We start from the raw sequence: 25912 nt of genomic DNA on the forward strand, positions 1-25912 counted from the left end.
ACCTTGCTCGACCGGGCGGAACACCTGGGCCGCCGGATGTTCGGCACCATCGCGCTCTTGAAGGTGCTCGGGCTGGCGATCGTGCTGTCGTTGCCGGCGCTGCCGTTCGTCAAGAGCGAGAGCGCCTCGGACACGGTGACCATGCTGGTCGCGGCGCCGGCGCTGCTGTGCTTCGCGTACTTCCTGCTCGGGATAGGGGTGCACCTGTTCCTCGAGCTTCTCGAGCACCTGGTGTTCGTGCTGGTGATCCTGACGCTGCCGCTGCTGATCCTCCCCCCGTACCGGCGCTGGCTGTTCGGCCGCTCGACGCCGGTGGAGCGGCGGCCCGGCTATGTGCCCGCAGAGGCCCTGACCGCGGTGTTCCGCAACGGGGACGGCAAGTCCTCGACCGTGGGCGTCCACTTCCATGGCGGCGGCCACGCCACGTATGTGGCCCGGGGAAGGGACCATGAGGATCTGATCCGGCAGTTCGCGCGGATCATCGCCCCCCGGGACTTCACCCCCAGCGCGCCGACCGCCGACTACTTCCGCCCGCAGGGCCCGGTGCCTCCGGCGCCTCCGGCGCCCCCGCCGGGCCAGGTGCCGCCCCCGTACCCGCCGTACGCCCCTCCGACGCCCCCGAACTGGCCGCATGCTCACTGAGGGCGTGCGGCTGCGGGCGGAGGAGCTGGCCGCCGAGGGGAAGCTGCCCGCCTACGTCTACGACCTGGCCGCCCTGCGGGAGCACGTGGCGGGCATCAGGGAGGCGCTGCGGGACGGGCCGGAGCTGTTCTATGCGGCCAAGGCCAACCCGGACCCGCTGATCCTGACCACCCTGGCCCCCTATGTGGCGGGCGTCGAGGTGGCCTCCGGCGGGGAGCTGGCGCACGTCCGCCGGGTGCTGCCGGAGGTGCCGGTGGCGTTCGGCGGCCCCGGCAAGACCGATGCCGAGCTGGCGCAGGCCGTCGCCGAGGCCCAGCGCATCCACGTCGAGAGCCCGTATGAGCTGGAACGCCTGGCCGCCCTCCGGCGCGAGGCCGACGTCCTGCTGCGCGTCAACCTCGCCGGGGAGCGCCGGGGCGCGGCGCTGGCCATGTCGGGCCCGTTCGGGATGGACCCGGAGACGATCGAGCGGTGCCGCGGCATCCTCGCCCGGGCACCGTGGATCCGGCTCCGCGGCATCCACGCCCACCTGGCCTCCGGGCTGGACGCCGACACGCTGGTGCGGCAGGCGGCCGAGATCATGGACTGGGCGCGCGCCTGGCTGCACGGCACCGACTGCGCGGACGCCCCCGAGATCAACCTCGGCGGCGGGATGGCCGTGGACTACGGCGACCCGGGTAACCGCTTCGACTGGGCGCGCTACGGCCGCGGGATCGCCGCGCTGGCCCGCCCGAACGAGACCCTGCGCATCGAGCCGGGGCGCGCGATCAGCGTCTACGCGGGCTGGTACGTCACCGACGTCCTCGACGTCAAGAAGGCCCATGGCCGCTGGTACGCCATCCTGCGCGGCGGCACCCAGCACATCCGCACCCCCGTCACGAAGAACCACGACCAGCCGTTCACCCTCATCCCGCGTGACGGAGACGGCCCCCGCGCCGCGGACGTCCCCGTCACGCTGGTCGGCCAGCTGTGCACGCCCAAGGACGTCTTCGCCCGCGAGATCCCCGTGGACCGCATCGCCGTGGGCGACGTGGTCGCCTTCGCCATGGCCGGCGCCTACGCCTGGAACATCTCGCACCACGACTTCCTCATGCACCCCCACCCGACTTTCCACTACCTGGACCTGTGATCGTGGACCTGCGACCGGTCGGTCCGGGCGCCGTCCATGTGACCTGGCGGTATGAGTCGAATGCGCGGGGTCGACGGCGGTTGACCGAGTGGCTCGGCCAGCGCCCAGACGCGTTCGAAACCGGCCAGGTAGGTGCTGGCCATGTCGTCCCCACTGGTCTTGCGGAGGTGGAGGACGGGGGCCTGGGCTGCAGGAACGCCGTAGATGTGCGGGTTGATCATGAGGTCGTCGTCGGCGCGGTAGATCGACGTGTAGAGGACCGTGTCGTGCTGACGTATGGCGATGCCGTCGATCTCGCACAGCGGGCGGTAGAAGACGAGAGCGTTGCGGATCTTGGCCGCCATGGCATCGCCCAGCCCTTCTTCGGCGCCGCGACCGGCGATGCAGGACCCCTCGGGGTCGCCGAGCAGGATCCGTACGGAGACGCCTTCGCGGGCCTTGTCGGCGATGACGCGCAGTAGATCGGGATCCTCGGCGAGGAACAGGCCGGCGTAGACCAGGACGCCGATCTCGCGGTGAGCGCTCCGGAAGAGCTGTTGCCACATCTGACGAGGGACCGACGCGCGGTGCGGATAGGCGGCGATGATCTCGGTCTCGGGCCGCTTGACCGTGGGGCGGCGCGTCTTCGGCCCAGGCCATAGGGCTGTCTCCTCGACTCGGAGAAGGCGGGCCAGGGCGGACCGATGGCGCGGGTAGGGGATGCGGCCGGCGATCCAGCGCTGAACGGTCTTGGGGTCGACGCCGAGTCGGGCGGCCACGTCGACTTCGCTGAGTCCCGCGTCGATGAGCGCTTGGTGCAAGGCGTCGTTCATGGACCCTCCCGGGAGACGAGGTCGTGAACGACGATAACAAAAGACGTCCCTAGACGTCCCCCAAGTGTCGGTAGAGAGGTCCCGCCCTCGGCAAGAGGCTCGGTGGCGTGGTGAACGGCTCCTGCGGACGTCGTCCCACCTACGCGAAGCGATCCCCCGGGAGCGGTGACGACACCGCTCCCGGGACCCGGCCAGGAGGTGAACCCCGACATGAGCCGAGCCCTAGCGCCCCCGCCCGCATGGCCGATCCCCGCACGCACCGGGGAGGGGGCACGGCGGCGACAGCTCGCCGAGATCCACGCTCAGTACCCCGATGCCGCCGCCTGGTACGGCGAGAAGACGGGGTTGTGGATGGCCGCCCCGAGCGGTGCCACTCGACTGATCCAGGCACCGACCGCCGCCTCCTTGGTGCGGCGGCTCGATGAGCACTACAGGCGGTACCTCCAGGTCCCCCGTCCGGCGGCCGGGCGTCCGCCCCGGCGCCCCACGCTGCACGGGGCGAGGGCCGGCGTGGTGGTGCGATCGATGCCTCCCCCGACGTCCCGCATCGCCGTGTCCTCCGAAGAACGACGGCACACGGTCGAGCGCCGGCGTGGACCACGGGCAGGAGCGCGCACCGCCGTGCCTCGCGAGGGACGACGCAAGGTCCGGGGCGCCGGGTGGGGTCGGCGGATCATGATCAGCCTGGGTCTGATGGCGGAGACGGCATGAGCCGCGACCGTGTGCGAGGCGTTCTCGACGCCACGGAACAGGACGCGACGGAGCTGGTGGTGCGCTATCCCCGTGCGCTCATCATTCCGCTGTCACGCGGTGGATGGGTGGGACACACCCGGGACGGCCTCATCTGGGCCGAGTCGCTGGAACGGTTCGCCGAACGATTGGCGGAGATCTACGACGAACCGCACCTCGCCGCCTCGCGATCCGGGCGGGCCGACGCGGCGAGATGAGATACGGGGATGCCTCCCGAAGAAGAGACCTCGTCGAGTGAACGTTCCCACGGGATGCGCGTGAGGTCACATGCCGCGGCTTCCACTGGAACGCCGTCTGACATGCACCCGGCCCGGCAGGGGACGGCTTGCCGAGAGACGTCCCTAGAAGGTCCGAGGCCGTCCGTGGACGTCTCCCGCCGAACTCGTAGCTTCGGGAAGCATGAACGACATGGCCGTCTGGGCGAGCGAGACCGCCCGCAGCATCCTCGAAGCGACGCTTCCGCGTCGGTGGGCGCATACGCAGGGGGTGGCCGCACAGGCGCGCAGCCTCGCCCCGATCATGGGCGATGACGCCGACCTGCTCCAGGCAGCCGCCTGGCTGCATGACATCGGGTACGCCCCGGAGCTGGCGGTCACCGGTTTCCATCCGCTGGACGGAGCCCGGTACCTGCGCGACGTCCTGGGCGCCCAGGACGTCCTGTGTCGTCTGGTCGCACATCACTCCTGCGCCGTGATCGAGGCCGCCGAACGCGGTCTCGCCGAGGAGCTGGTGAGCGAGTTCCCGCCCGCTTCCGAGCCGTTGACCGAAGCGCTGATCTACTGCGACATGACCACGGGCCCTGACGGTCGCCGTTTGACCGTTGAGCAGCGGCTCGCCGAGATCCACGCCCGCTACGGTCCTGATCACCTGGTCAGCCGTGCCGTCGAGGCGGCGTCCCCGCGACTGCTGGAGGCGGTGCGCAAGGTCGATGAACGGTTGCAGGTGGCGGTGGGATGAGCGCTCAGCCGATGACCGGCTGGTCGCGGTTCTCCAGGTAGTGGCCGATGCGCAGGCGCATCGAGCGGTCCATCCGGCGGTTCAGCGCCTCCGCCGCGGTGACCCAGCGGACCTCGCGGGATTCGTCGCTCGTCGTGGGCTCGCCGCCGACGCGGCGGGCCTTGAGGACGATGGAGAACTCCTGGCGGACCTCTTCGTTGCTGGTGTAGCGGATGACGTGCCGAGGGTCGGTGTAGATGCCGACCATGCCGGTTATCTCGCAGTCGACCCCGGTCTCTTCCTTGGTCTCGCGCACCGCGGCCTGGGAGAGGGATTCCCCGAGGTCGACGGCGCCGCCGGGAAGCGCCCAATTGTCGTTGTCGGTGCGCCGGATCATCAGGATCTCTCCGGCGTCGTTGGTGACGACGACGTTGACGGAGGGGACCAGGCTATTGGCCTTGGGCGCATCAGGGTCGTCGTAATAGTCGATTCTGCGGCCCATCAATCCCTCCGGAGCGGTGTGGCGCCTTCCCATACCCGTTCGAAGCTGTCCAGATAGGTGTTCACGATGTCACCGCCGGAGATCTTGCGCAGGTGCCAGACCGGGGCGTGGGACGCGGGGACGCCGTAGATGTGAGTATTGACCAGCAGCTCGTCGTCGGCCCGATAGATCGAGTTGTAGAGCACGGTGCTGTGCAGACGGAACTCGACGCCGTCGACGGCGCGCAACGGCCGGTACAGCACCAGCGCGTTGCGGATCTTGGCCGCCATGGCGTCGCCGACGCCCTCGTCCGCGCCGCGCTCGCTGACCTGCGGGCTGTCGGGGTCGCCCAGCAGGATCCGCACGCGCACACCGGCGCGGGCCCGGTCTGCGAAGATCTGCTGCACCCCGGCGTCCTCGGACAGGAACAAGCCGGCGTAGACCAAGACGCCGATTTCCCGCTTCGCCTTCGCGAACAACCTTCCCCATGCGTCGCGCGGCACCGACCAGCGATGCGGGTAGACGGTGACGATTTCGCTTTCTGATGCGGAGACCACCTGTTCCCGGGAGAGCGCTTCGGGCCACAGGTAAGTCTCATCGACCCCCAGATGCGCGGCCGCCGCGAAACGGTGCCGTCGGTAGGGGATGCGTCCCTTGGTCACCCATCGCTCGACGGTTTTCGGGTCGACGCCGATCGCTTCGGCGAGCGCGGCCGCGGTCAAACCCCGTTCCAGCAGGACCGCGCGCAGGCGTTCGTTCGGCATTCACCCGACCGGTTCACCAGGACGTCTCAGGACGCCTTCACCTTAGTGAGGACGTCCCGAACACGTCCAGTCGCGCAGTGTCCCGTCCATGCGTTGCACCGCACTCTCGGTTGTGTCGGGCCCCGCCCACGCACCTCGGGGAAGTGATCTCGATGCTCGACGCGGTCGTTCTGCTCGCAGTTTTCCTGGCCGGTGGTGCACTGGGCGTATTCGCACTGCTACTGGCCGGCATCCGCGCGGAGGAGCGGCACATGACCCTGCACGATGCGCCGCGCACCCGGACCCGATCCGCGACGCGCCGCTTTCTGGGCGTCTACGTCGAGGGCCCACCACCCGGCTCGCGGTCCGAAGAGAAGCGCGCACGATCTCCTGGGCGTCCTGACGGGACGGGGTGACGTCGATCGGCCCTCGGCGGACGCACATCGGCCCGGCCTGCGGGGTGCTGCTCTCGTCGACCTCGATGAGCCGAGCCGGTGCCCACGGCCGCACCGTCCGACCGTGCCTCGCGCGGGCCGAGTACGGCCGCCCGGTTCGGCGGCCTGGACGGCAACGGGCGCGCCCGCCGTCGTTCCCCCGGCACCCCCTGGCCGCGGAGGGGGCGATCGCTAGGCTGAACGCCATGAAGAAGTGGGAGTATGCGACCGTTCCGCTGCTGACGCACGCCACCAAGCAGATCCTCGACAACTGGGGTCAGGACGGCTGGGAGCTCGTCACCGTGATCCCGGGGCCGAACCCGGAGAACCTCGTGGCCTACTTCAAGCGAGAGGTCCAGTGACCACCCCCGAGGAGCGGATCGCCCGGCTCGGCCTCGAGCTGCCCGACGTGGTGGCGCCGCTGGCCTCCTATGTGCCCGCCGTCCGCACCGGCTCCCTGGTCTACACCTCCGGGCAGGTGCCGTTCGTCAAGGGCGAGCCGATCGCGACCGGCAAGGTGGGCGCCGAGGTCACCCTGGAGCAGGCCCAGGAGGCCGCCCGGGTGTGCGCGCTGAACGCGATCGCGGCGCTCAAGGCCGAGGTCGGCGAGCTGTCGCGGGTGGTCCGGATCGTGAAGGTCGTGGGCTTCGTGGCCAGCGCCCCGGACTTCGTCGACCAGCCGCAGGTCGTCAACGGGGCCAGCGACCTGCTCGGCGAGGTGTTCGGGGAGGCCGGCCGGCACGCCCGCAGCGCGGTCGGCGTGGCGGTGCTGCCCCGGGACGTTCCGGTCGAGGTGGAGCTGATCGCCGAGATCGGGGCTTGACGGAACGGCATTCGGTATGCCCGAATGGGCCGCCATGAGGACCAGGAAGGTGCACGGCCGATGAGCGGCGTCAAAGGGCTGAAGCTGACCCCCGACCTCAAGGAGCGCTGGGAGGCGATCCAGGCCGGGGAGATCGAACCGGTCAAGCCCCGCGACGCCGCCACCGTCGTGGTGCTGCGCGACCATCCCAGGCACGGGCTGCAGGCGTTCATGCTGCGGCGGGTCTCGTCGATGGCGTTCGCGCCGGGCGCCTATGTGTTCCCCGGCGGCTCGGTCGATCCCCGTGACGGGGACGTCGGCATCGGCTGGGCGGGTCCGGACGCCGCGGCGTGGGGCGAGGCGTTCGGGGCCGATGAGGCCGTCGCCCGCGGGCTGGTCTGCGCGGCCGTGCGGGAGACCTTCGAGGAGACCCTGGTCCTGCTGGCCGGGCCGACCACCGACTCGGTGGTGGCCGACACGCGCGGCGAGGACTGGGAGGCCGACCGGCGGGCGCTGCTGGATCGCTCCCAGTCGTTCGCCCGGTTCCTGGCGCGGCGCGGGCTGGTGCTGCGCAGCGATCTGCTGCGGCCGTGGGACCACTGGATCACTCCGGAGGTCGAGAACCGGCGCTATGACACCCGGTTCTTCGTCGCCGCGATCCCCGAGGGGCAACGCGCCCGCGATGTGAGCACCGAGGCCGACACGGCCGTCTGGGTGCGGCCCGCGGAGGCGATGGAGCGCGCCCGCGCGGGCGAGTGGTTCCTGCTGCCGCCGACGCTGGCGACCCTGCACTCCCTCACCGCCTACGACACGGTCGCCGACGTGCTGGCCGCCGAGCGGGAGATCACGGTGCACGCCCCCTACACCGAGATCATCGACGGGGAGGCGTATCTGGTGCTTCCCGAGGACACCGCCCGGTTCTACCCGGGCGTCGTGTGAGGGGCCATGGGGCTGCCGTCCCTGCGCGGGCGCCTGGTGCCGACCCTGCCCGGGAACGCGCGCCTGACCAGGCTGATCGCCGGAACGTCGGCCCTGCGTCATCTCGGCAGGATCACCGGGGCGAAGATGGGTGAAATGAACGAGATCGACGGCATGGGCACCGAGCGGGCGCTTTGCGTGCTTGCTCCCAACCCCTCACCGATGACCCTCGACGGCACCAACACCTGGGTGGTGGCCGAACCCGGCTCCATCGAGGCGGTGGTGATCGACCCGGGTCCCAAGGACATGCGGCATCTGCGCCGGGTGGCGCGCACCGTGGAGGAGAGCGGGCGGCGCGTCGCGCTGGTCGTCCTCACCCACGGGCACCCGGACCACGCGGCCGGCGCCCGCGCCTTCGCCGAGCTGACCGGGGCGCCGAAGATCCGGGCTCTCGACCCCCGGCACCGGCTGGGGGACGAGGGCCTGGTCGAAGGGGACGTGATCACGACCGGCGGGCTGGAACTCCACGTCATGGAGACCCCGGGGCACTCCCACGACTCCCTGACGTTCTGGCTGCCCGCCGACGGGGCGGTGCTGACCGGCGACACCGTGCTGGGCTACGGCACCACCGTCGTGGAGGGGAAGCTGGGGGACTACCTGTCCTCGCTGGAACGGCTCCGCCGGTTCGCCGCCGAACGCGAGGCGAAGATCATCCTGCCCGGTCACGGCCCCAGCCTGGAGGACCCGATCGGCGCGCTGGACGGCTATCTGGACCACCGGATGCGACGGCTCGCCCAGGTCGAGGCCGCGGTGGAGGCCGGTGCCCGCACCGCGCGCGAGGTCGTCGAACGGGTCTATGCAGAGGTCGATCGCTCGCTGTGGAAGGCCGCCGAGGCGTCCGTGCAGGCACAGCTGGACTACCTCAGGGAGGTCGGCCGCCTGCCGTCCTGACCGGCGGCCGACGGTTCCGGCGGCTGCGCGGCCTCAACGGCCCCGGCGACCTGTGGGCCGCCGGGCGCGGCCGGTCAGCGGGACCGCTTGCGCAGCCGTTCGACGTCGAGGATCACCACGGCCCGGGCCTCGATCCGCAGCCAGCCGCGGGCGGCGAAGTCGGCCAGCGCCTTGTTGACGGTCTCCCGGGAGGCGCCGACCAGCTGGGCCAGCTCCTCCTGGGTGAGGTCGTGGTGCACGTGCAGTCCCACGTCGGACGGCTGCCCGAACCGTTCGGCCAGGTCCAGCAGCGCCTTGGCGACCCGGCCCGGCACATCGGTGAACACCAGGTCGGCCATCACGTCATTGGTGCGCCGCAGCCGCTGCGCCAGCGCGCGCAGCAGGTGCACCGCCACCTCGGGGTGACCGGTCAGCCACGGTCGCAGGTCGTCGTGCCCCAGGCCGGCCAGCCGGCACTCGGTGACGGCGACCGCGCTGGCGGTCCGCGGGCGCGGGTCGAACAGCGACAGCTCGCCGAACATCTCGCCGGGGCCCAGCACGCTCAGCAGGTTCTCCCGGCCGTCGGGGGAGGTGCGGGTCAGCTTGATCTTGCCCTCCAGCACCACGTACAGCCGGTCGCCGGTCTCGCCCTCGTTGAACAGGGTCTGGCCGCGTGCCAACCGCACCTCGGCCACATTGGCGCGCAGCGCCTTGGCCCCCTGTTCGTCGAGCGCCTCAAAGAGCGGGGCCTTGCTCAATACGTCCACGTCGCGGTCGGTCACGCTTCCTCCTCGAAACACCTACCTGAACAGTGTGACGTACGTCCCACCGCGTACGTGAAGGCGGGGCGTTGCCGGCGGGCGCGCAGAGCACCGCAGCCGCGCCCCTCAGCGCCCTCCCGTACGGCGTGCGCGTGCCGGCTCCGGGTGGACGTCCGCGAGGAACGGTCTACGCGAACCCGCTCGAATCGCTGGTCGCCACTTATTCTGCCAGCGCAGTGTACGAACAACCTGCACAACACCCTCATACCACCCCAGGGCGGGCTCCGGACCGGGTGGAGAGGGACAGTCTGCTCCCCCGTTGGATATGACCCGTCACCGGGACGCCCCCGACCCGGGCTCCTCCAGGCCGCCCCGGCGCGCCTCCGGGCGCGTCACGACACCCCGGCGGCAGGGAAATGTGACCTCGCGGGGCGTCTCGGGACCGGGCGGGCCGCGGACGTCCGGCTCCGGCGCCGCCGTCGGATCGACCGGAGCGGACCCGGGCCGCCCGGGGAGCACCTACCCTTTCGGGCATGGCGACGAGTGCGGCGGAAGCCGGGGCGCGGCGGCGGGCCCGCAGGCCCGAGTCGCGGCTGGCGTTGGTGCGGCGGGCGCGGAAGATGAACCGGATCCTGGCCGAGACCTATCCGGACGCCCACTGCGAGCTCAACTTCGACGGCCCGTTCCAGCTGCTGGTCGCCACGGTGCTGTCGGCGCAGACCACCGACGTGCGGGTCAACATGGTCACCCCGGCGCTGTTCGCCCGCTACCCCACGCCCGAGGACATGGCGGCGGCCGACCCGCAGGAGCTGGAGAAGCTGATCCAGTCCACCGGGTTCTTCCGGTCCAAGGCCAAGAACCTGATCGGGCTGGCGATCGGGCTGCGGGACCGGTTCGGCGGCGAGGTGCCGCGCACGCTGGAGGAGCTGATCACCCTGCCGGGGGTGGGCCGCAAGACCGCGAACGTGGTGCTGGGCAACGCGTTCGGCGTCCCGGGGATCACCGTGGACACCCACTTCGGGCGGCTGGCCCGCCGGTTCGGCTGGACCGACGAGACCGACCCGGTCAAGGTCGAGCACGAGGTCGCCGAGCTGATCCCGCGCAAGGAGTGGACGATCCTGTCGCACCGGATGATCTGGCACGGCCGCCGGATCTGCCACGCCCGCCGCCCCGCCTGCGGGGTGTGCCCGCTGGCGGCGCTGTGCCCGTCGTTCGGCGAGGGGCCCACCGACGAGGAGGCCGCGCGCCGGCTGGTCCGCACGGGGCCGTTCTCGTGAGCGGGAACGAAGCGGACCGCCCGCGGGTTGGCACAGATGTGGAAACCTCCATGAACGAGACTTCTGCGCCCTCCGCCGCTTCCGCGCCCCCCGCCTGGCTCGACCGGTTCATCGCCGAGGCCCCGCGGATGACGGTGCCCGCGTGGCTGCGCCCGCCCTCCGGTGCCCGGCCCGCCGCCGTGCTGGTGCTGTTCGGCGAGGGGCCCGACGGGCCCGACGTGCTGCTCACCCAGCGCGCCGCCACGTTGCGCAAGCACGCCGGACAGCCGGCGTTCCCCGGCGGGCGGATCGACCCGGACGACGACGGGCCGGTGGGGGCGGCGCTGCGCGAGGCCCGCGAGGAGACCGGGCTGAACCCCTCCGGCTGTGATGTGCTGGCCGTCCTTCCGGAGCTGTACCTGTCGCGCAGCAACCACCGGGTCACCCCGGTGGCGGCCTGGTGGCGGGAGCCCTCGGACGTGTCGCCCGGTCACCCCGGCGAGGTCGCCGCGGTCGCCCGGGTGCCGATCGAGGAGCTGGTCGACCCGGCCAACCGGCTGAACGTGCGGCACCCCTCCGGGTTCGCCGGGCCGGCGTTCCGCGTGCGGGGGATGCTGGTGTGGGGGTTCACCGCCATGCTGCTGTCGGAACTGCTCAAGGTCGGCGGCTGGGACCGGCCGTGGGACACCGGACGGGTGGAGGATCTGCCGCCGGAAGTGCTGGCGCTGGCCGCCCGGGGCTGACCCGCCGAACGGTTCCGCATTCGGCCACGTGTCATTCTTCGAGGTGAACGCGGAAGGCACACAACTGGTCCGCTGAGGGGACGTGCATTCCGCGCGCGGCCCTATACGGTGAATTCGTGCTGGGCGACCACGTTCTTGACTTGATCTTGCTGGTCCTGGTGGTGCTGTTCGCCGTTTCCGGGTACCGGCAGGGCTTCATCGTGAGCCTGCTGAGCTTCATCGGCTTCATCGGGGGCGGTGTGATCGGCGTGCTCGTGGCGCCGCCGATCGCCGAGGCGACGGTCGACGGCACCGCCCAGCAGGCGCTGTTGGCGATCATCATCGCGTTCCTGGCCGCCACGATGGGGCAGCTGGCCGCCTCGTCGCTGGGCGCGGCGCTGCGCAACCGGGTCACCGGCGACAGCGCCCGCGCCGCCGACGCGGTGGGCGGCGCGCTGATCAGCTCGCTGTCGATCCTGATCGTGGCGTGGTTCTTCGGGGTCCTGCTGTCCGGGGCCAAGATCGACTGGCTGCGCACCCAGGTGAACTCCTCGGCGGTCCTCGAGGGCGTCGACACGGTGATGCCCCGGCGGACCCAGACCTGGTTCTCCTCGTTCCAGGACTTCGTGGACGCCAGCGAGTTCCCGCGGGTGTTCTACGGGCTGGGCGGGGAGTCGGTGGTGGAGGTGCCGCCGCCGGACGAGAACGTCGCGAGCACCCCCCGGCTGCAGGCCGCCCGACGCAGCATCTTCAAGCTGGTCGGCACCGCTCCGCAGTGCCAGCGCAAGATCGAGGGCACCGGGTTCGTCTACGCCCCCGAGCGGATCATGACCAACGCGCACGTGGTCGCCGGGGTCCGCGGCCCGATCGACGTGATCTCCTGGGACGGCCGCAAGCGCGGCAGGGGCCGCGTGGTGGTGTACGACCCGCGCCGCGACATCGCCGTGCTGTACGTCCCCGGCTTCAACGCCAAGCCGCTGCGGTTCGACGGCCCGGCCCGCACCCGGGACGACGCCGTGGTGGCCGGCTTCCCCAAGGGCCGCGGCTACACCGTCGACGCCGCCCGCATCCGCGCCCGCCAGCACGCCAACGGCCCGGACATCTACCACTCCGGCCAGGTCACCCGCGAGATCTACGCCATCCGCGGCAAGGTGGAGCCCGGCAACTCCGGCGGCCCGCTGCTGTCCCCCGACGGCACGGTGTACGGGGTGATCTTCGCCGCCGCCCTGGACAACCCCTCCATCGGCTACGCCCTGACCGCCAAGGAGGTCGCTCCGGACGCCAAGGTCGGCGAGACCGCCACCGCCCCCGTCAGCACCGGAAGCTGCTCGGACTGATGGCCGGGGCGCGCGACCGCGACGCCGAGGGCCGGCCCCGCAACGCCCGCCCCCGCGACGCCTACGGCCGTCCGCTGCCGCGCGGCGCGGCGGGCGTCCCCACCATGCCCGAGGAGTTGTCCCTGACGCCCGCCGAGGCGCTGGCCGAGGCGCAGCGGCTGCTGGACGCCGACCGTCCCTTCCACGCCCACGAGGTGCTGGAGGCCGTCTGGAAGTCCTCCCCGGAGCCCGAGCGCGAGCTGTGGCGGGGCCTGGCGCAGGTCGCCGTGGGCCTGACGCACATCCGCCGCGGCAACCCGCGGGGCGCCCGGGCCCTGCTCACCAGGGCCGCCGAGCGGCTGGAGCGCTATGCCGGCGCTCCGCCCCACGGCGTCGACGTCCCCGGAGTCGTCCATGCGGCCCGGTCGCTGGCCGCCCGCGTCGACGACCCCGGCCTGGCCGACGCTCCGCTGCCGGTGTCGCTGCGCCGTCCCGACCGGTCCTGACCGCCCGCCCGGAGGGCCGCCGGGCGGGCGGTCAGGACCCGGAGGCGGTCAGCCAGGACAGCAGGGCCTCGTCGAAGGCCTCGGGGTCCTCCTCGTGGGGGAAGTGGCCCGTGCCGTCGATGAGCCTCCAGCGGTAGGGGGCGGTGACATAACGGCCGGAGCCCTGGGCGGTGCTGGGGAGGGTGAAGCCGTCCAGGGCGCCGTGGAGCTGGAGGGTGGGGGCCTGGACGGGGGTCCGCATGCGGCGGGCGTAGCGGATGCCGTCCGGGCGGGCCAGGGAGCGCACCAGCCAGCGGTGGTACTCCATGGCCGAGTGGGCCACGCCGGGGATCTGGAAGGCCTGCCGGAAGATCCGTTCGGTGTGCTCGTCGGGCCAGCCGGGCCCGGACCAGCTGCGGAGCAGATGGCCCACCAGGGCGGCGTCGTCGCGGACCAGCCGGCGTTCGGGCCACATCGGGAGCTGGAAGCCCAGCGAGTGGCGGGCCGCCCACGCCTGGGTGCGCAGGCCGGTGCGGATCGCCTGCCGCAGCCGCAGCGGATGCGGGGCGGACACGACGACCAGGCGCTGGATGACCTTGGGCTGGTACACCGCCATCGTCCAGGCCAGCAGGCCGCCCCAGTCGTGGCCCACGACGATCGCGTTCGCCTCGCCCAGCGCGCGGACCAGGCCGGCCGCGTCCCCCGCCAGCGTCACCAGGTCGTATCCGCGGGGCGGTTTGTCGCTGCCGCCGTAGCCGCGCAGGTCCATCGCGGCGACGCGGAACCCGGCCGCCGACAGGGACACCAGTTGGTGCCGCCACGACCACCAGAACTCGGGGAAGCCGTGCAGCAGCAGGATCAGCGGACCTTCGCCGGCCTCCGCGACGTGGAACTGGGTGCCCCCCGCGCTGACCGCCCGGTGCGTCCACGGGCCGTCGAGCCGCACCGTGGATGTGCCGCGTCCGGCCATGCCGCTCAGTCCGTGGGGTCGAGCGCCGGCTTGTCCTCGCGCCGGAACGCCTCCGGCAGGTCCTGGAGCGTCCGCCGGGTGCGCTCGGCGCCCTGGATCCGCTTCACCACCAGCACGCCGACGACGCCGAGCAGCACCGCCACCACCACGTAGATGATCGCCACGGACAGGAACGCGGCCCATGGCCACATGCCGAACAGGTCCATCAGCCCGTAGGCCAGCGCCAGCCCGATGAAGATGATCACCGGTGCGAACACCGCCAGCGCAACGAAGAACAGCGCGCCGCCGGCCAGCGCCTTGCGGACGTCCACCCGCAGTTCGGTCTTGGCCAGGCTGATCTCGGCGCGGATCAGCTTGGAGATGCCGCTCGACGCCTGGGCGACCAGCTCACCGAGTGACTTGTCCTCGATCCGCTCGCCCGGCCCTGCCTCCGCCATGTCGCACTCCTTCTCCCAGGGCACCGGTATCCCAGGGGTACGCTGCATAGCCTTGCAGGAGAGATCACCGTAGTGCCACCCGGGGCGGGCGTGAGTCAGCCCGCCGCGGTCTCGGGCTCTCGGGCGCGGGACCGGCCCTGGACCGTGAACGCGGCCGCGGCCAGCAGGGAGGCGGTCACGCTGGCGATCAGCACCGCGGTGGTGACGATGTCCGCCCGCGCCGGGTCGGGGTAGGCGAGCCCGCCGATCAGCAGTGACACGGTGAACCCCACTCCGGCGAGCATGGCGACCCCGGCGATCTGCCGCCACCGCAGGCCCTCGCCGAGGGCGGCCAGGCCGAGCCGGACCGCCGCCCAGGCGCCGCCGAAGACGCCGAGGAACTTGCCGACGACCAGCCCGACGATCACCGCGAGCGCCACCCGGTCGGTGAGCGCCTCGCCCAGCGCGGACGGGGTCAGCGCCACCCCCGCCGAGGTGAAGGCGAACAGCGGCACGCACACCCCCGCCGACAGCGGCCGCAGCACGTGGTCGGCCTGCTCGGCGTTGGTGCGGCGCGCCTCGTCGGTCTCCCGGGTGCTGGTCAGCATGCCGAGCGCGACCCCGGCGATGGTGGCGTGGACGCCGCTGCGGTACACGCAGTACCAGGTCAGCAACGCGATCGGCGCATACGCCCAGGGGCTGCGCACCCCCTTGGCCTGGAGCACGCCGAACAGGGCCGCCGACGCGAGCGCCGCCGGCAGCCACAGCGGCGTCAGCTCGTGGGTGTAGAAGACCGCGATGATGGTGATGGCGATCAGGTCGTCCACCACCGCCAGCGTCAGCAGGAACGCCCGCAGCGCCGTCGGGCAGCCGGGGAACGCCACCGCCAGCACCGCCAGCGCGAACGCGATGTCGGTGGCGGTGGGGATCGCCCAGCCGGAGGAGGCCCCGGGCTCGCCCGCGCTCACCGCCAGGAACAGCACGGCCGGGACGATCACGCCCGCGCACGCCGCGAGCACCGGCAGGGCGGCCTGCCGGGGACGCCGCAGCTCGCCGTGGACGATCTCCTCACGCAGTTCCAGCCCGGCGAGGTAGAAGAACAGCGCCAGCAGCCCGCTGGAGGTCCAGTGCGCCACGTCCATCGGCCCCAGCCGCAGGTGCCGGAGCTCCTCGTACGCGCCGCTCCAGGGACTGTTGGCCCAGATCAGCGCGGCGAGCGTGGCCCCGAGCACGATGAACCCGCCGATCGTCTCGGTGCGGAGCGCCTCGGCGAGGTGGCGGCTGTAGCGGACGGTGTGACGGACGGGCCAGAGCGCGGCGACGCGACGCGGCATGGTGCTCCCGATGTGCTGGTCGGCGAACAGGACACGGGAACCCCCACAGCGGGATGTTCCCGACCGACCAGACTTCCCGGCACACCGAGGTCAAAGGTACCCGAACGGATCGGCGGTAATCCTGAGGGCGCTGTGACGCGTCTCCCTTCACGGGAGTCTGCGAAGGTCGCCGACGAGAACGCGGCGCGCCCGGTGCCGGGGCGCGCCGCGTTCCGCGGCCCGCGGGCCCGGGATCAGTCCTCGGGCTTGGCCGACGGCAGCTTGGCGGCGATCAGGTCCATCACCGAGCTGTCGGTGAGGGTGGTGACGTCACCGAGCGAACGGTGCTCGGCCACGTCCCGCAGCAGCCGCCGCATGATCTTGCCGGACCGGGTCTTGGGCAGCTCCGGCACCACCAGGATCTGCCGCGGCTTGGCGATCGGCCCGAGCGTCTTGGCCACGTGGTCCCGCAGCTCCTTGACGAACTCCTCGCCCTCGGCCTCGGTCTCGGCCGCCCCGCGCGGGATCACGAACGCCACGATCGCCTGGCCGGTCACCGGGTCGGTCGCGCCGGTCACCGCCGCCTCGGCCACCTTCGGATGCGACACCAGCGCCGACTCCACCTCCGTGGTGGAGATGTTGTGGCCGGACACCAGCATCACATCGTCCACCCGGCCGAGCAGCCAGATGTCGCCGTCCTCATCCCTCTTGGCCCCGTCGCCGGCGAAGTACATGCCCTCGAACCGGGACCAGTAGGTCTTGACGTAGCGCTCGTCGTCGCCCCAGATCGTCCGCAGCATCGCCGGCCACGGCTCCTTGAGCACCAGGAACCCGCCGCCGCCGTTGGGCACCGGCGTCCCGGTGTCGTCCACCACGTCCGCGACGACCCCCGGCAGCGGATGCATCGCCGCGCCCGGCTTGCCCTCGGTCACCCCCGGCAGCGGGCTGATCATGATCGCCCCGGTCTCGGTCTGCCACCAGGTGTCCACCACCGGGCAGCGGTCGGCGCCGATGTGGTGCCGGTACCACACGTACGCCTCGGGGTTGATCGGCTCGCCCACGCTGCCGATGATCCGCAGGCTGGACAGGTCGTACTTGGCGGGGATGTCCTCGCCCCACTTCATGAACGTCCGGATCGCGGTGGGCGCGGTGTAGAAGATCGTCACCTTGTACTTGGCGATGATCTCCCACCAGCGGCCCCGGTGCGGGGTGTCCGGCGTCCCCTCGTACAGCACGCTGGTCGCGGCGTTGGCCAGCGGGCCGTAGACGATGTAGGAGTGCCCGGTCACCCAGCCGATGTCGGCCGAGCACCAGTACACGTCGCTCTCGGGCTTCAGGTCGAACACCGCCCAGTGGGTGTAGGCGACCTGGGTCAGGTAGCCGCCGGTGGTGTGCAGGATGCCCTTCGGCTTACCGGTCGTCCCGGACGTGTAGAGGATGAACAGCGGGTGCTCGGCGTCGTGCGGCCGCGCCTCGTGCCGGTCGCTCTGCCGGTCCACCGCCTCGTGCCACCACAGGTCGCGCTCGTGCCAGGCGACCTCCTCGCCGGTGCGGCGCACGACCAGGACCTTCTCCACGCTCGGGGTGTCCTTGACGGCCTCGTCGACGGTGGCCTTGAGCGCCGACGGCTTGCCCCGCCGGTAGCCCCCGTCGGCGGTGATGACCACCTTGGCCTGGGCGTCGTCGATGCGGGTGCGCAGCGCGTCGGCGCTGAACCCGCCGAACACCACCGAGTGGGTCGCGCCGATCCGCGCGCACGCCAGCATCGAGATCGGCAGCTCGGGGATCATCGGCAGGTAGATCGCCACCCGGTCGCCCTTGCGCACCCCCAGCTCCAGCAGCGCGTTCGCGGCCTTGTTGACCTCGCGCTGCAGGTCGGCGTACGTCAGGGTGCGGGTGTCGCCGGGCTCGCCCTCCCAGTGGTAGGCGACCCGGTCGCCCAGACCCGCCTCCACATGGCGGTCCACGCAGTTGTAGGCGGCGTTCAGCTCGCCGCCGACGAACCACTTGGCGAACGGCGGGTTGCTCCAGTCCAGCACCTGCTCCCACGGCTTGGCCCAGCTCAGGCGCTCCGCCTGCCGGGCCCAGAAGCCGAGCCGGTCCGCGGCGGCCTCATCGTAGGCGTCGGCCTTGACATTGGCCGCGGCGGCGAGTTCCTGGGGCGGAGCGAACCGCCGGTTCTCCTTCAGCAGGTTGGACAGGGTCTCTTGGCTCACGCTCTTCACTCCTCGCCACGCGGCCCGGTGGACCACGCTCGCCGGGCAACTCCGTTCACTGCACTGACCTCACACCCCGCACGGTCGGGCGGCGGCGCGTGGGCCGTGCCGCCCCGGCGGGGTGCGGCCGCCAAGCTCGCGGACCCGAGGGCCCGCTCCGCTCGCGTGTCGCTCACGTGTGCTCTCCTTCAGACGGAACAGGGTGGCGCCCGGTGTTGTCCACTTCACCAGTGATTCCCCCATCCCACAAGGCCGTGGAGGGGCGAAATCTTCTGGCGGCCCCCGTGAGCGGGACGCCTGCCCGCCGGTGATCCCCGGGCGCTCCTTCCGGTGGTCCGCCGGCGCCGCGGGGCGCCGTCCGCGGGGGCCGCCGCGACGGCATAAGGTCGGACACTGTGACAGATCCATTGGCCCAAGTCGCGGCGCTGCCCGGAGTGCCCGAGGCGGTCACCGAGGCCCGTTCCACGGTGGACCGTCTGCTGGGGCACCGCATCCTCCGCCGCCGCAGCGCCGAGGTGTCCACCGAGGCGGCTCTGCGCGCCGCCCGCGCCTCCGCCGCCCTGGAGGGCGTCTCGGTGAGCCTGGAGGAGTTCCGGCGCGACGCCGCCGAGCTGGCCTCCGAGACGGGCGGTGAGGCGGGCGGTGAGGCGGGCGGTGAGGCGACCGGCGGGACGGCCGACGCGGTGACCGGCGGGCGCGCCGACCTGGACCCGGTGGTGCAGGGCGCCTTGCGCATCTCCGCCGAGCTGGGCACCCTCACCGACATCTGGCGTCGGGCCCCCCGCCAGGTCCTGGCCCGCCTGCACGTCCTGGCCGCCGCCGACGCGGTGGAGGAGGAGGCGCTGGGCCGGCCGCGCGCCGAGGACCAGCCCGTCGCCGACCCTCTGGAGCTGGGAGCCCCGCCCGCCCCCGCGGAGGTCGCGGCGCGCCTGGACGCGCTGAGCACCCTGCTGACCCGGCCCACCAAGGCGCCGGCGATCGTGGTCGCCGCCATCGTGCACGGCGAGCTGCTGGCGCTGCGTCCCTTCGGCTGGGGCGACGGCCTGGTCGCCCGCGCCGCCGAACGCCTCACCCTCGTCCAGCGAGGGCTGGATCCCAAGTCCCTCACCGCTCCCGAGGTGGGGCACGCCGAACGCCCCGAGGAGTACGCCGAGGCCCTGCGCGCCTATCTCAGCGGCACCTCGGAGGGCGTCGCCGCCTGGGTGCGGCACTGCGCCGCGGCCGTGCAGACCGCCGCCCGGGACTCGCTGGCCGTCTGCGAGGCCTATCTGCGCGGTTGACGTTCCTGGTCGGACGTGCGCGGTTGACGTTCCTGGTCGGACGTGCGTGGTCGACGTTCCTGGTCGGACGTGCGTGGTCGAGCCGTGCGGGCGGTCTGCGCGGTCGAGTCGGTCTGCGGGGCGGTCTGTGCGGGGGCGAGCGGCTGACCTGCGGGCCGGCCTGTGCGGTCGGGCGGCCGAGCCCCGGGGCCGGCCTGTGCGGTGACCTGTGCGGGTGAGCCGTGCGACCGGGTCGCACGGGTGACCGGGTGGAACAGGCGAGCGGAGGAGCTCGCGTGGATGATTCCGCGTGACCGGCTCGCATGAGCGGGTCGTGCGGGTGAACCCTTGCGACCGGCGGTCGGAGCGGGCGGCCTGGAGCATGCGCACAGCGAACGGCGCCTCGTGCCGAGGCGCCGTCGCCACGTCACTCCGGGTTACCAAGCGTGCTGTCTCATCCGCCGGATCGGGTCAAGCCCGTCTCGGCGAGCCTCCCGCGGCTGGTCGCGCGTGGGTACCCGGGTGCCGTGCCCGGACTCTTTGTCCGTAATACCTGTGTACGCCCCATATGCCCAGATTGCAAGCCCTCTTTTGCGGGCTTCCGCACGGCCCGGCCGTCGTCGCCCGCCGCCTGAGCGGTGAGCCGCCGACGGGCGCCATCGGAACGGAAGGTGGGGAATGAGTCCGAGTTGTCACCAAAATTGATCACGAATGTGATCGTTTGTCGGTGATGTGCTCTCTGACCTCTCCGCAAGCCGTCGGGGACGGCCGAGCTCGCCCGCGGCACCCCGTCTGACGTGCCAGATCAGTGGAGAGATGCCCGGTTTGACCTTCGAAGGTTTCGAGAAGTCAACAAAAAGGCGTCACCTGTTGCATCTCTTCGCAGGTCGACGGAAGTCTCGGTGATCGGGCAGCATATGGTGTATCTCCCTACACTGTAGGCAACGGCTTTGCATCGCCTATAGATCACACTGGCGTGCCCTGCTGACGGCGCGACCGGCGAGATCCTCGGACCTCCCTGGAAACGGTCCGTCTCTACCCCCCCGGAGCCGGACCGTCAGACGACCCCCGCTATCCCCCCCGGCGGGGGTCGTCGCTTGTTCGATCACCGCTCGGCTTCCGCTCGGCCCTCGCCCGGCCTCCTCTCGTCTCCGCCCGGCCCTCCGTGCGGCCTGCGCAGGGATCGAGACACGCCCTGCGCGGACCCCGCCCACGTCCGAGCGGCCCTGCAAGGACCTTGTTCGACTTCCGCATGGGCCCCTGCGCGGACCACGGGGATCCCGCACGGAGACCCGTGCAGGCCGCGCGGACCCTGCGCAGAGCCGGCGCGGGGCGCGTGGATCCCACGGGAAGCGTGTGCGGCTCGTGCGCGCACCGCGTGCGACACCCGCATGGACCGCGGACCCCGCGGAACGCCGGGCGGCGGCTGTTCGGAGACCTCGCGGCGCCCGCGTTCGGGATCACCGGGGGATTGCGAGGGGCGCGTTCGTGATCCGCCCGAGAGCGTGCGGGACCGCCGGCGGGTCGGGAGCCGCCGGGGAGCCGCCGGGGCCGTTCGGGATCGTTCGGGATCCGTGCGGGTCTGTTCGGGGCTCCGCCCGGTGCGCGTCCGCCCCGGGGCCTGTCCGCCGCGGGGCGGAGGGTTGTCCACAGAACGCGGATCGTCTTCTGCGCGGGGCGGCCGGATCGGAGGGTGGAGCCATCCGACTCCGGGAGGAACCCATGGCAACCACCGCACTGATCGCGACGGCCGATCCCCGGATCGCCGACGACCTGCTGCGGCTCGCCGCCGCGGCCAACGCCGAGGCCACCGTGGCCGCCACCGTGGATCAGGCGAGGGCGGACTGGCGCCGTCCCCCGCTCGTCCTGGTGGGCGCCGACATGGCGGACAGGCTCGCCGCGGGGGGCCTCAGCCGGCGCACCGGCGTCGTGCTGGTGACCGGCGGGGCGAGCACGCCGGAGGACTTCCGCTCCGCCGTCCTCGTCGGCGCCCAGGACCTGGCCGCCCTGCCCGACGACGAGGAATGGCTGGTGAACGCCCTGGCGGCGGCGGCCGAGCCGCAGACCGACCGAGCCGTGACGGTCTGCGTGACCGGCGCTCGCGGCGGGGCCGGCGCCAGCGTGCTGTCGGCCATGCTCGGCCTGACCGCCGCCCGCCGGGGCGTGAGCACGCTGCTCATCGACGGCGATCCCCGCGGCGGCGGCATCGACCTGGTGCTGGGGGCCGAGGACGCGCCCGGCTCCCGCTGGCCCGACCTGGCCGGGCGCCGCGGACGCCTGAGCGCCGAGCTCCTCCGCCGCTCGCTGCCGACGGTGGCGGACCTGGCCGTGCTGTCCTGGCACCGCGGAGACCCCGTGCGCCTGGACCCCGACGGCATGCGTACCGTGCTGGACGCCGCGCTCCGCGGCTTCGACCTGATCGTCGTCGACCTGGCCCGACAACCCGGCGAGGCCGGCCGTCTCGCCCTGCGCGCCGCGACCCGCGCCTTCCTGGTCGTGCCCGCCGAGCTCCGCGCCGTCGCCGCCGCCGACCAGCTCGCCGCCGATCTGCGCGGCGACGCCGACGACATCCGCCTCCTCATCCGCGAGCCCTCCCCCGAAGGACTGACCCCCGAGGTCATCGCCCGCACCCTCGACCTGCCCCTGGCCGGTGCGTTCCGGGACGACCGCCGCCTTCCCGCCGCCGTCGAACGCGGCGAGTTCCCCCGCCTGAGCCGCCGCGGATCCCTCCCCGCCCTGTGCGACCGCCTCCTTGAGGACCTTCCCGTCCCCCGTCCCGCCCTTTCCCGGAGCGAGGCGGCATGAGCGCGCATCCGGTCTCCATCGACGGCGTTCGGCGCGCCGCCCCCCGAGGCCGAAGCGGGCGAGGGCGCGGCGGACGCGAGGAGGCGCCGGACGTGAGCCGACCGGGCGACCTCGTCGACGCCGTCCGCGCCCGGCTGGCCGACACCGGCGGAGAGCCGACCGGGGGACGGGTCGCGGCGGCGGTCCGGGCCGAGGACCGGCTGCTCGGCGACCGGGAGGTGCTGACGCTGGCGGACCGGTTACGGGCCGACTTCGCCGGCGCCGGCCCCCTGGAGCCCGTCCTCCGCTCCCCGGAGGTGACCGATGTGCTCGTCAACGGGCCCGACGAGGTCTGGGTGGACGCCGGCGCGGGACTCGTGCGCACCCCGATCCGGTTCCCGGACGAGACCTCCCTCCGCAGGCTGGCCCGGCGCCTGGCCGCGACGGCCGGCAGGAGACTGGACGACGCCGCCCCGTACGTCGACGCCAGGCTCCCCGGCGGGATCCGCCTGCACGCCGTGCTGCCCCCCGTGTCCCCGGGCGGGACCTGTCTCTCCCTGCGGCTGCCGCGCCGCCGGGCGTTCACCCTGGAGGAGCTGGTCGCCGCCCGGTCCGTCCCCCCGGCGGGTGCGGAGCTGCTGGCGGCCCTGGTGGCGGCGCGCGCGGCCTTCCTGATCACGGGAGGCACCGGGACCGGCAAGACCACGCTGCTGAGCGGCCTGCTGTCCCTGGCCGACCCGCGGGAACGCCTGGTCCTGGTGGAGGACGCCGCCGAGCTCCGCCCGGAGCATCCGCACGTGGTGCGCCTGGAGGCCCGGCCGCCCAACGTGGAGGGCGCCGGCGGGGTCACCCTCCACGATCTCGTCCGTCAGGCCCTGCGGATGCGCCCCGACCGGCTCGTGGTCGGCGAGGTCCGGGGCGCCGAGGTCGCCGACCTGCTGGCGGCGCTCAACACCGGTCACGACGGCGGCTGCGGCACCCTGCACGCCAACACCGCCGCCGACGTGCCCGCCCGCCTGGAGGCGCTGGGCTGCGCCGCCGGCCTGACCCGCGAGGCCGTGCACAGCCAGCTGGCCGCCGCGCTGGACGTGGTCGTCCACCTGACCCGGGAGCCGGCGGGAGGACGCCGCCGGGTCGCCGCCGTCTGTGTGCTCCGCCGCGGCCCGGACGGGCTGGTGCACGCCCGGCCCGCGGTGACGTTCACCCCCGACGGCCGCCTGATCGCCGAACCGGGGGCCGCCGACCTGGCCGGACGTCTTCAGGGGCTGTGGCGCCCGCCGTGACGGCCGCCCGGCCCCGCCCGCACCCGAGGCGGGACCGCACGGTGCCCGACGGACGGAGGGGCGCCGGGCGGTGACGGGACGCACCGCGCCTCGCCGTGCGGAGCCGCTGTGCAGAGCGAAGGAGAGGAAGAAGGAGAGGAAAGTGGTCCAGGTCGCCGTGGCGGCCGGTCTGGCCGGGCTCGCGGTATGGGTGTTCTCCGCCCCCTCCTCGGCGCGGCTGCGTCTGGAGACCGTGACGGGCGCGCGGCGGATCGTCCCCGGGAGCGGGGCCCTGCGCCGGGCCCGGGACCGGTGGGAGCGGCTGCGTGCGGAAAGGAAGGACGAGTCGCTGTGGCGGGCGTCCGTCATCGAGGTGTGCGACGGCATGGCGGCGGAACTGCGCGCCGGACGCGCCCCGCACGCGGCCTTCGCTCATGCGGCGGCCGTGGTGGACCCCCGGGTCGGCGGCCCCATCATGACCGAGTGGCGGCGCTGTGAGGCCGAAGGGACCGGCACCGGCCTCGACGTCGCCTTGGAGCGGCTGGCGGACCGCCCCGGCGCCGGCGGGCTGCGGATGCTCGCCGCGTGCTGGCGGATCGGCGCCGACAAGGGCGGCGCGTTCGCCCCCGTGATCGAAGGGCTGGCCGCCGCGCTCAGGGACGAGGAGGCCCAGCGGCGGGAGATCGCCGCGCATCTGGCCGGACCGCGCGCCACCGCCCGGCTGCTGGCCGTGCTCCCCGTCCTCGGGGTGGGCATGGCGGCCGCCCTGGGGGCCGACCCGCTGTCCTTCCTGTTCGGCACCCTCCCCGGGCTGGCGTGTCTTGCGGCCGGCGTCGGCCTGGACCTCGGCGGCCTGTGGTGGACGCGCCGCCTGGCGCGGTCGGCGGAGGCGGGTCGATGAGGCCGGCGCTCCATGCGCTCGCCCGGCCCGGACGGGCGCGGGCGAGCCGGGGCCGCGGCGCGAGGCGCGACCGGCGCTCCCGCGGGCCCGTCCGGCCGCGGCCGCACGACCGGCACGGGAGAGGAACGAAGGGAAGGAAGGGCGACGGCGCATGAGCGGCACCGTGTTCATCACCGTGCTCGCCGTGGGGTGCGCGGCGGGTGCGGGGTTCGCGCTCCCGCGGGGCGGATCGGTCGCGGCACGCCGGCTGGAGTCCGCGATGCGCGACCGGGGCGGCGCCGTCCGGGCCTTCGCCGCGGACACGGCGCCGGCCTCGCCTGCGGCGCCGCCGCGGCGGGACATCGCCCGGCGGGCGACGCCGCTCGCGGCGGGACTGATCGCATGGCCGGTGTTCGGCGGGCTCGGCGGGCTCTGCGCGGGGATCGCGACGGCCGCGGCGGTCGCGGTCGTGCTCGGCCGGGCCGAGACCCGCGGGCGGCGGGAACGCGCGAGGAGGCTCGCCGCGGACGTGCCGGTGGCCGCCGACCTGCTCGCCGCCTGCCTGCGCGGCGGCGTGTCCTGGCCGGAGGCCGCCGAAGCGGTCGCGGAGGCCCTCGGCGGACCGCTCGGCGCGGAGCTTTGCGGAATCACCGCGAAGGTGCGGCTGGGCGCGGATCCCGCCGAGGCGTGGCTGGCGCTGACCGCGGAACCCTCGCTGGCGTCCCTGGGCCGTGCCGTGGCCAGGGCCGTCGACAGCGGCGCTCCGCTCGCCCCGGCCCTGACCAAGATCGCCGAGGATCGCAGGAGGCGAGCGCACGCCGAGGCCATGGCACGGGCGCGCGCGGTGGGCGTCTACGCGATCGCCCCGCTGGGCCTGTGCTTCCTGCCGGCCTTCGTGCTGCTGGGGATCGTCCCCGCGATCGCCGGGATCGCCCGATCGCTGCTCGTTCCGCTGTGACCGCCGCGGCGGCCCCGGTCGTCCCGGCCGCTCGCGGTCCGCCGCGGGGAGATCCTTGTTCGATGGCGGGGCGTCGCGGCCCCGGGTACGGTGACACCGCTCGCGCAAAGGTCGGGGCACGTGTGCGACCGAGAGGGGACCGTCGATGGCCTGCCGTATCACCGAGCTGGTGCTGGACTGCCGCGACCCGGAGCGGCTCGCCGAGTTCTGGTGCGAGGTGCTGGGGTTCGTGGTGCTGGCGCGGGATGGGGACGACATCGAGATCGGCCCTCCGGAGGGGTTCGGCGGCCTGCAGCCCACCCTCGTGCTCAGCCGGACCGATGAGCCCAAGAACGGCAAGCTGCGGCTGCACTTCGACGTCAACAGCACCGACCGCGACCAGGAGGCCGAGCTCGAGCGCCTGCTCGCCGCGGGGGCGCGCCCGGTCGACGTCGGCCAGACCGGCGAGGAGTCCTGGCACGTCCTCGCCGATCCCGAGGGCAATGAGTTCTGCCTGCTCCGGTCGCGCGTCTCCTGAGGGGCCTCCCTCCGGAGAGGACGCCGGTCCGGCCCCCGGGGCGTCGGGCCGGCGGCCGTGACGGCCCCCGACGCGCCGGACCGGCTCGGGCCGGCGGACCCGGGGCGGGGCGCGGAGGTCGACGGGGGCGTCTGCGCCGGGTCGGGACCTCGCCGGGGCGATGCCCGCTCGACGCCGCCGGGTGTTCCCGGTGCGCCCGCCCCGGCGGGCACGGAGACCG

27 protein-coding genes are annotated in these 25912 nt (G+C 73.2%); 19 read left to right on the forward strand and 8 right to left on the reverse strand.

The window, feature by feature from the left end; all coding sequences use genetic code 11:
* Both EIO00_RS24240 and EIO00_RS17055 read left to right on the forward strand, forming a co-directional pair.
* Positions 1–642, forward strand: a 642-nt coding sequence (locus tag EIO00_RS24240) for a hypothetical protein (protein ID WP_175596254.1), incomplete at its 5' end; no start/stop codon positions are given.
* Complete coding sequence (locus tag EIO00_RS17055) at positions 632–1771, forward strand: type III PLP-dependent enzyme (RefSeq protein ID WP_140180149.1); 1140 nt, start codon at positions 632–634, stop codon at positions 1769–1771. The genes EIO00_RS24240 and EIO00_RS17055, both read left to right, overlap by 11 nt.
* Here EIO00_RS17055 and EIO00_RS17060 read toward each other — a convergent pair.
* On the reverse strand, positions 1756–2583 hold the full coding sequence (locus EIO00_RS17060; RefSeq protein WP_241661418.1) for a helix-turn-helix domain-containing protein: 828 nt from the start codon (positions 2581–2583) through the stop codon (positions 1756–1758). The genes EIO00_RS17055 and EIO00_RS17060 overlap by 16 nt on opposite strands.
* Before the next feature lie 707 nt (positions 2584–3290).
* On the opposite strand from EIO00_RS17060, the gene EIO00_RS17065 reads away from it, so the two are divergent.
* Both EIO00_RS17065 and EIO00_RS17070 read left to right on the forward strand, forming a co-directional pair.
* Positions 3291–3530, forward strand: coding sequence for a hypothetical protein (locus tag EIO00_RS17065; RefSeq protein ID WP_140180151.1), 240 nt, complete (start codon positions 3291–3293; stop codon positions 3528–3530).
* A 202-nt stretch (positions 3531–3732) separates the two neighbouring features.
* A complete protein-coding gene (locus EIO00_RS17070) occupies positions 3733–4290 on the forward strand; it encodes an HD domain-containing protein (protein ID WP_338325937.1) in 558 nt (185 codons plus the stop codon).
* 4 nt (positions 4291–4294) lie between these two features.
* On the opposite strand, the gene EIO00_RS17075 is transcribed toward EIO00_RS17070, so the two are convergent.
* Both EIO00_RS17075 and EIO00_RS17080 read right to left on the reverse strand, forming a co-directional pair.
* Positions 4295–4771 (reverse strand): NUDIX hydrolase, encoded by a 477-nt coding sequence (locus EIO00_RS17075; protein WP_140180153.1) that lies wholly within the window; start codon positions 4769–4771, stop codon positions 4295–4297.
* On the reverse strand, positions 4771–5514 hold the full coding sequence (locus EIO00_RS17080; protein WP_140180155.1) for a helix-turn-helix domain-containing protein: 744 nt from the start codon (positions 5512–5514) through the stop codon (positions 4771–4773). The genes EIO00_RS17075 and EIO00_RS17080 overlap by 1 nt, the downstream gene beginning before the upstream one ends.
* A 152-nt stretch (positions 5515–5666) precedes the next feature.
* Between EIO00_RS17080 and EIO00_RS24245 the strand changes: the two genes are divergently transcribed.
* From EIO00_RS24245 to EIO00_RS17100, 5 genes are all read left to right on the forward strand, one after another.
* Positions 5667–5909, forward strand: a complete 243-nt coding sequence (locus EIO00_RS24245) for a hypothetical protein (RefSeq protein WP_161602744.1) — start codon at positions 5667–5669, stop codon at positions 5907–5909.
* Between the two features lie 224 nt (positions 5910–6133).
* Entirely contained in the window at positions 6134–6289 is a 156-nt protein-coding gene (locus tag EIO00_RS17085; RefSeq protein WP_140180157.1) for a Sp36 family protein, read from the forward strand.
* Positions 6286–6750: a RidA family protein gene (locus EIO00_RS17090; RefSeq protein ID WP_140180159.1), complete on the forward strand. Its 465-nt coding sequence runs from the start codon at positions 6286–6288 to the stop codon at positions 6748–6750. The genes EIO00_RS17085 and EIO00_RS17090 overlap by 4 nt, the downstream gene beginning before the upstream one ends.
* Before the next feature lie 60 nt (positions 6751–6810).
* Positions 6811–7668, forward strand: a complete 858-nt coding sequence (locus tag EIO00_RS17095; RefSeq protein ID WP_175596255.1) for an NUDIX hydrolase — start codon at positions 6811–6813, stop codon at positions 7666–7668.
* 126 nt (positions 7669–7794) lie between these two features.
* Positions 7795–8598, forward strand: coding sequence for an MBL fold metallo-hydrolase (locus tag EIO00_RS17100; RefSeq protein ID WP_140180282.1), 804 nt, complete (start codon positions 7795–7797; stop codon positions 8596–8598).
* 74 nt (positions 8599–8672) lie between these two features.
* Here EIO00_RS17100 and EIO00_RS17105 read toward each other — a convergent pair whose 3' ends face one another.
* Positions 8673–9359: a Crp/Fnr family transcriptional regulator gene (locus EIO00_RS17105; protein ID WP_140180161.1), complete on the reverse strand. Its 687-nt coding sequence runs from the start codon at positions 9357–9359 to the stop codon at positions 8673–8675.
* A gap of 512 nt (positions 9360–9871) precedes the next feature.
* Here EIO00_RS17105 and nth point away from each other — a divergent pair.
* The 4 genes from nth to EIO00_RS17125 all read left to right on the forward strand — a co-directional run bounded on the left by nth (position 9872) and on the right by EIO00_RS17125 (position 13138).
* Positions 9872–10615: an endonuclease III gene (gene nth, locus EIO00_RS17110; RefSeq protein WP_140180163.1), complete on the forward strand. Its 744-nt coding sequence runs from the start codon at positions 9872–9874 to the stop codon at positions 10613–10615.
* Positions 10616–10665: 50 nt separating this feature from the next.
* Positions 10666–11337: an NUDIX hydrolase gene (locus EIO00_RS17115; RefSeq protein ID WP_140180165.1), complete on the forward strand. Its 672-nt coding sequence runs from the start codon at positions 10666–10668 to the stop codon at positions 11335–11337.
* Between the two features lie 140 nt (positions 11338–11477).
* Positions 11478–12653, forward strand: coding sequence for a MarP family serine protease (locus EIO00_RS17120; protein WP_241661420.1), 1176 nt, complete (start codon positions 11478–11480; stop codon positions 12651–12653).
* Positions 12653–13138, forward strand: a complete 486-nt coding sequence (locus EIO00_RS17125; protein WP_140180167.1) for a DUF309 domain-containing protein — start codon at positions 12653–12655, stop codon at positions 13136–13138. Before EIO00_RS17120 ends, EIO00_RS17125 begins: the two co-directional genes overlap by 1 nt.
* 31 nt (positions 13139–13169) lie before the next feature.
* Here EIO00_RS17125 and EIO00_RS17130 read toward each other — a convergent pair whose 3' ends face one another.
* From EIO00_RS17130 to acs, 4 genes are all read right to left on the reverse strand, one after another.
* Positions 13170–14087, reverse strand: coding sequence for an alpha/beta fold hydrolase (locus EIO00_RS17130; protein WP_140180169.1), 918 nt, complete (start codon positions 14085–14087; stop codon positions 13170–13172).
* A 5-nt stretch (positions 14088–14092) separates the two neighbouring features.
* On the reverse strand, positions 14093–14524 hold the full coding sequence (locus EIO00_RS17135) for a phage holin family protein (protein WP_140180170.1): 432 nt from the start codon (positions 14522–14524) through the stop codon (positions 14093–14095).
* A gap of 95 nt (positions 14525–14619) precedes the next feature.
* On the reverse strand, positions 14620–15837 hold the full coding sequence (nhaA, locus tag EIO00_RS17140) for a Na+/H+ antiporter NhaA (protein WP_140180172.1): 1218 nt from the start codon (positions 15835–15837) through the stop codon (positions 14620–14622).
* Between the two features lie 233 nt (positions 15838–16070).
* On the reverse strand, positions 16071–18032 hold the full coding sequence (gene acs, locus EIO00_RS17145; RefSeq protein WP_140180174.1) for an acetate--CoA ligase: 1962 nt from the start codon (positions 18030–18032) through the stop codon (positions 16071–16073).
* A 395-nt stretch (positions 18033–18427) separates the two neighbouring features.
* Here acs and EIO00_RS17150 point away from each other — a divergent pair, with 395 nt between their 5' ends.
* The 6 genes from EIO00_RS17150 (at position 18428) to EIO00_RS17175 (ending at position 25692) form a co-directional block, all read left to right on the forward strand.
* Positions 18428–19312 carry a Fic family protein gene (locus tag EIO00_RS17150; protein ID WP_140180176.1) on the forward strand — a complete coding sequence of 295 codons (885 nt, stop codon included), beginning with the start codon at positions 18428–18430 and terminating at the stop codon, positions 19310–19312.
* Positions 19313–21013: 1701 nt separating this feature from the next.
* The gene (gene ssd, locus EIO00_RS17155; protein WP_140180177.1) at positions 21014–22096 is read left to right on the forward strand and encodes a septum site-determining protein Ssd; all 1083 of its coding nucleotides are present in this window, start codon (positions 21014–21016) and stop codon (positions 22094–22096) included.
* A 92-nt stretch (positions 22097–22188) separates the two neighbouring features.
* Entirely contained in the window at positions 22189–23358 is a 1170-nt protein-coding gene (locus EIO00_RS17160; RefSeq protein ID WP_241661421.1) for a TadA family conjugal transfer-associated ATPase, read from the forward strand.
* A 142-nt stretch (positions 23359–23500) separates the two neighbouring features.
* Positions 23501–24238 carry a type II secretion system F family protein gene (locus EIO00_RS17165; RefSeq protein ID WP_241661422.1) on the forward strand — a complete coding sequence of 246 codons (738 nt, stop codon included), beginning with the start codon at positions 23501–23503 and terminating at the stop codon, positions 24236–24238.
* A gap of 151 nt (positions 24239–24389) precedes the next feature.
* A complete protein-coding gene (locus EIO00_RS17170; protein ID WP_241661423.1) occupies positions 24390–25175 on the forward strand; it encodes a type II secretion system F family protein in 786 nt (261 codons plus the stop codon).
* Positions 25176–25320: 145 nt separating this feature from the next.
* The gene (locus tag EIO00_RS17175; protein WP_140180181.1) at positions 25321–25692 is read left to right on the forward strand and encodes a VOC family protein; all 372 of its coding nucleotides are present in this window, start codon (positions 25321–25323) and stop codon (positions 25690–25692) included.
* Positions 25693–25912: the final 220 nt, after the last annotated feature.

The sequence above is a fragment of the Thermomonospora catenispora genome (assembly GCF_006363815.1).
Taxonomy (GTDB): Bacteria; Actinomycetota; Actinomycetes; order Streptosporangiales; family Streptosporangiaceae; genus Thermomonospora; species Thermomonospora catenispora.

What these genes read in the sequence shown, in the direction of transcription:
- EIO00_RS17055 (WP_140180149.1), top strand. Translation starts at nt 632, where the DNA reads ATGCTCACTGAGGGCGTGCGGCTGCGGGCGGAGGAGCTGGCCGCCGAG.
- EIO00_RS17060 (WP_241661418.1), bottom strand. Translation starts at nt 2,583, where the DNA reads ATGAACGACGCCTTGCACCAAGCGCTCATCGACGCGGGACTCAGCGAA.
- EIO00_RS17065 (WP_140180151.1), top strand. Translation starts at nt 3,291, where the DNA reads ATGAGCCGCGACCGTGTGCGAGGCGTTCTCGACGCCACGGAACAGGAC.
- EIO00_RS17070 (WP_338325937.1), top strand. Translation starts at nt 3,733, where the DNA reads ATGAACGACATGGCCGTCTGGGCGAGCGAGACCGCCCGCAGCATCCTC.
- EIO00_RS17075 (WP_140180153.1), bottom strand. Translation starts at nt 4,771, where the DNA reads ATGGGCCGCAGAATCGACTATTACGACGACCCTGATGCGCCCAAGGCC.
- EIO00_RS17080 (WP_140180155.1), bottom strand. Translation starts at nt 5,514, where the DNA reads ATGCCGAACGAACGCCTGCGCGCGGTCCTGCTGGAACGGGGTTTGACC.
- EIO00_RS24245 (WP_161602744.1), top strand. Translation starts at nt 5,667, where the DNA reads ATGCTCGACGCGGTCGTTCTGCTCGCAGTTTTCCTGGCCGGTGGTGCA.
- EIO00_RS17085 (WP_140180157.1), top strand. Translation starts at nt 6,134, where the DNA reads ATGAAGAAGTGGGAGTATGCGACCGTTCCGCTGCTGACGCACGCCACC.
- EIO00_RS17095 (WP_175596255.1), top strand. Translation starts at nt 6,811, where the DNA reads ATGAGCGGCGTCAAAGGGCTGAAGCTGACCCCCGACCTCAAGGAGCGC.
- EIO00_RS17100 (WP_140180282.1), top strand. Translation starts at nt 7,795, where the DNA reads ATGGGTGAAATGAACGAGATCGACGGCATGGGCACCGAGCGGGCGCTT.
- nth (WP_140180163.1), top strand. Translation starts at nt 9,872, where the DNA reads ATGGCGACGAGTGCGGCGGAAGCCGGGGCGCGGCGGCGGGCCCGCAGG.
- EIO00_RS17115 (WP_140180165.1), top strand. Translation starts at nt 10,666, where the DNA reads ATGAACGAGACTTCTGCGCCCTCCGCCGCTTCCGCGCCCCCCGCCTGG.
- EIO00_RS17125 (WP_140180167.1), top strand. Translation starts at nt 12,653, where the DNA reads ATGGCCGGGGCGCGCGACCGCGACGCCGAGGGCCGGCCCCGCAACGCC.
- EIO00_RS17130 (WP_140180169.1), bottom strand. Translation starts at nt 14,087, where the DNA reads ATGGCCGGACGCGGCACATCCACGGTGCGGCTCGACGGCCCGTGGACG.
- EIO00_RS17135 (WP_140180170.1), bottom strand. Translation starts at nt 14,524, where the DNA reads ATGGCGGAGGCAGGGCCGGGCGAGCGGATCGAGGACAAGTCACTCGGT.
- nhaA (WP_140180172.1), bottom strand. Translation starts at nt 15,837, where the DNA reads ATGCCGCGTCGCGTCGCCGCGCTCTGGCCCGTCCGTCACACCGTCCGC.
- ssd (WP_140180177.1), top strand. Translation starts at nt 21,014, where the DNA reads ATGGCAACCACCGCACTGATCGCGACGGCCGATCCCCGGATCGCCGAC.
- EIO00_RS17170 (WP_241661423.1), top strand. Translation starts at nt 24,390, where the DNA reads ATGAGCGGCACCGTGTTCATCACCGTGCTCGCCGTGGGGTGCGCGGCG.
- EIO00_RS17175 (WP_140180181.1), top strand. Translation starts at nt 25,321, where the DNA reads ATGGCCTGCCGTATCACCGAGCTGGTGCTGGACTGCCGCGACCCGGAG.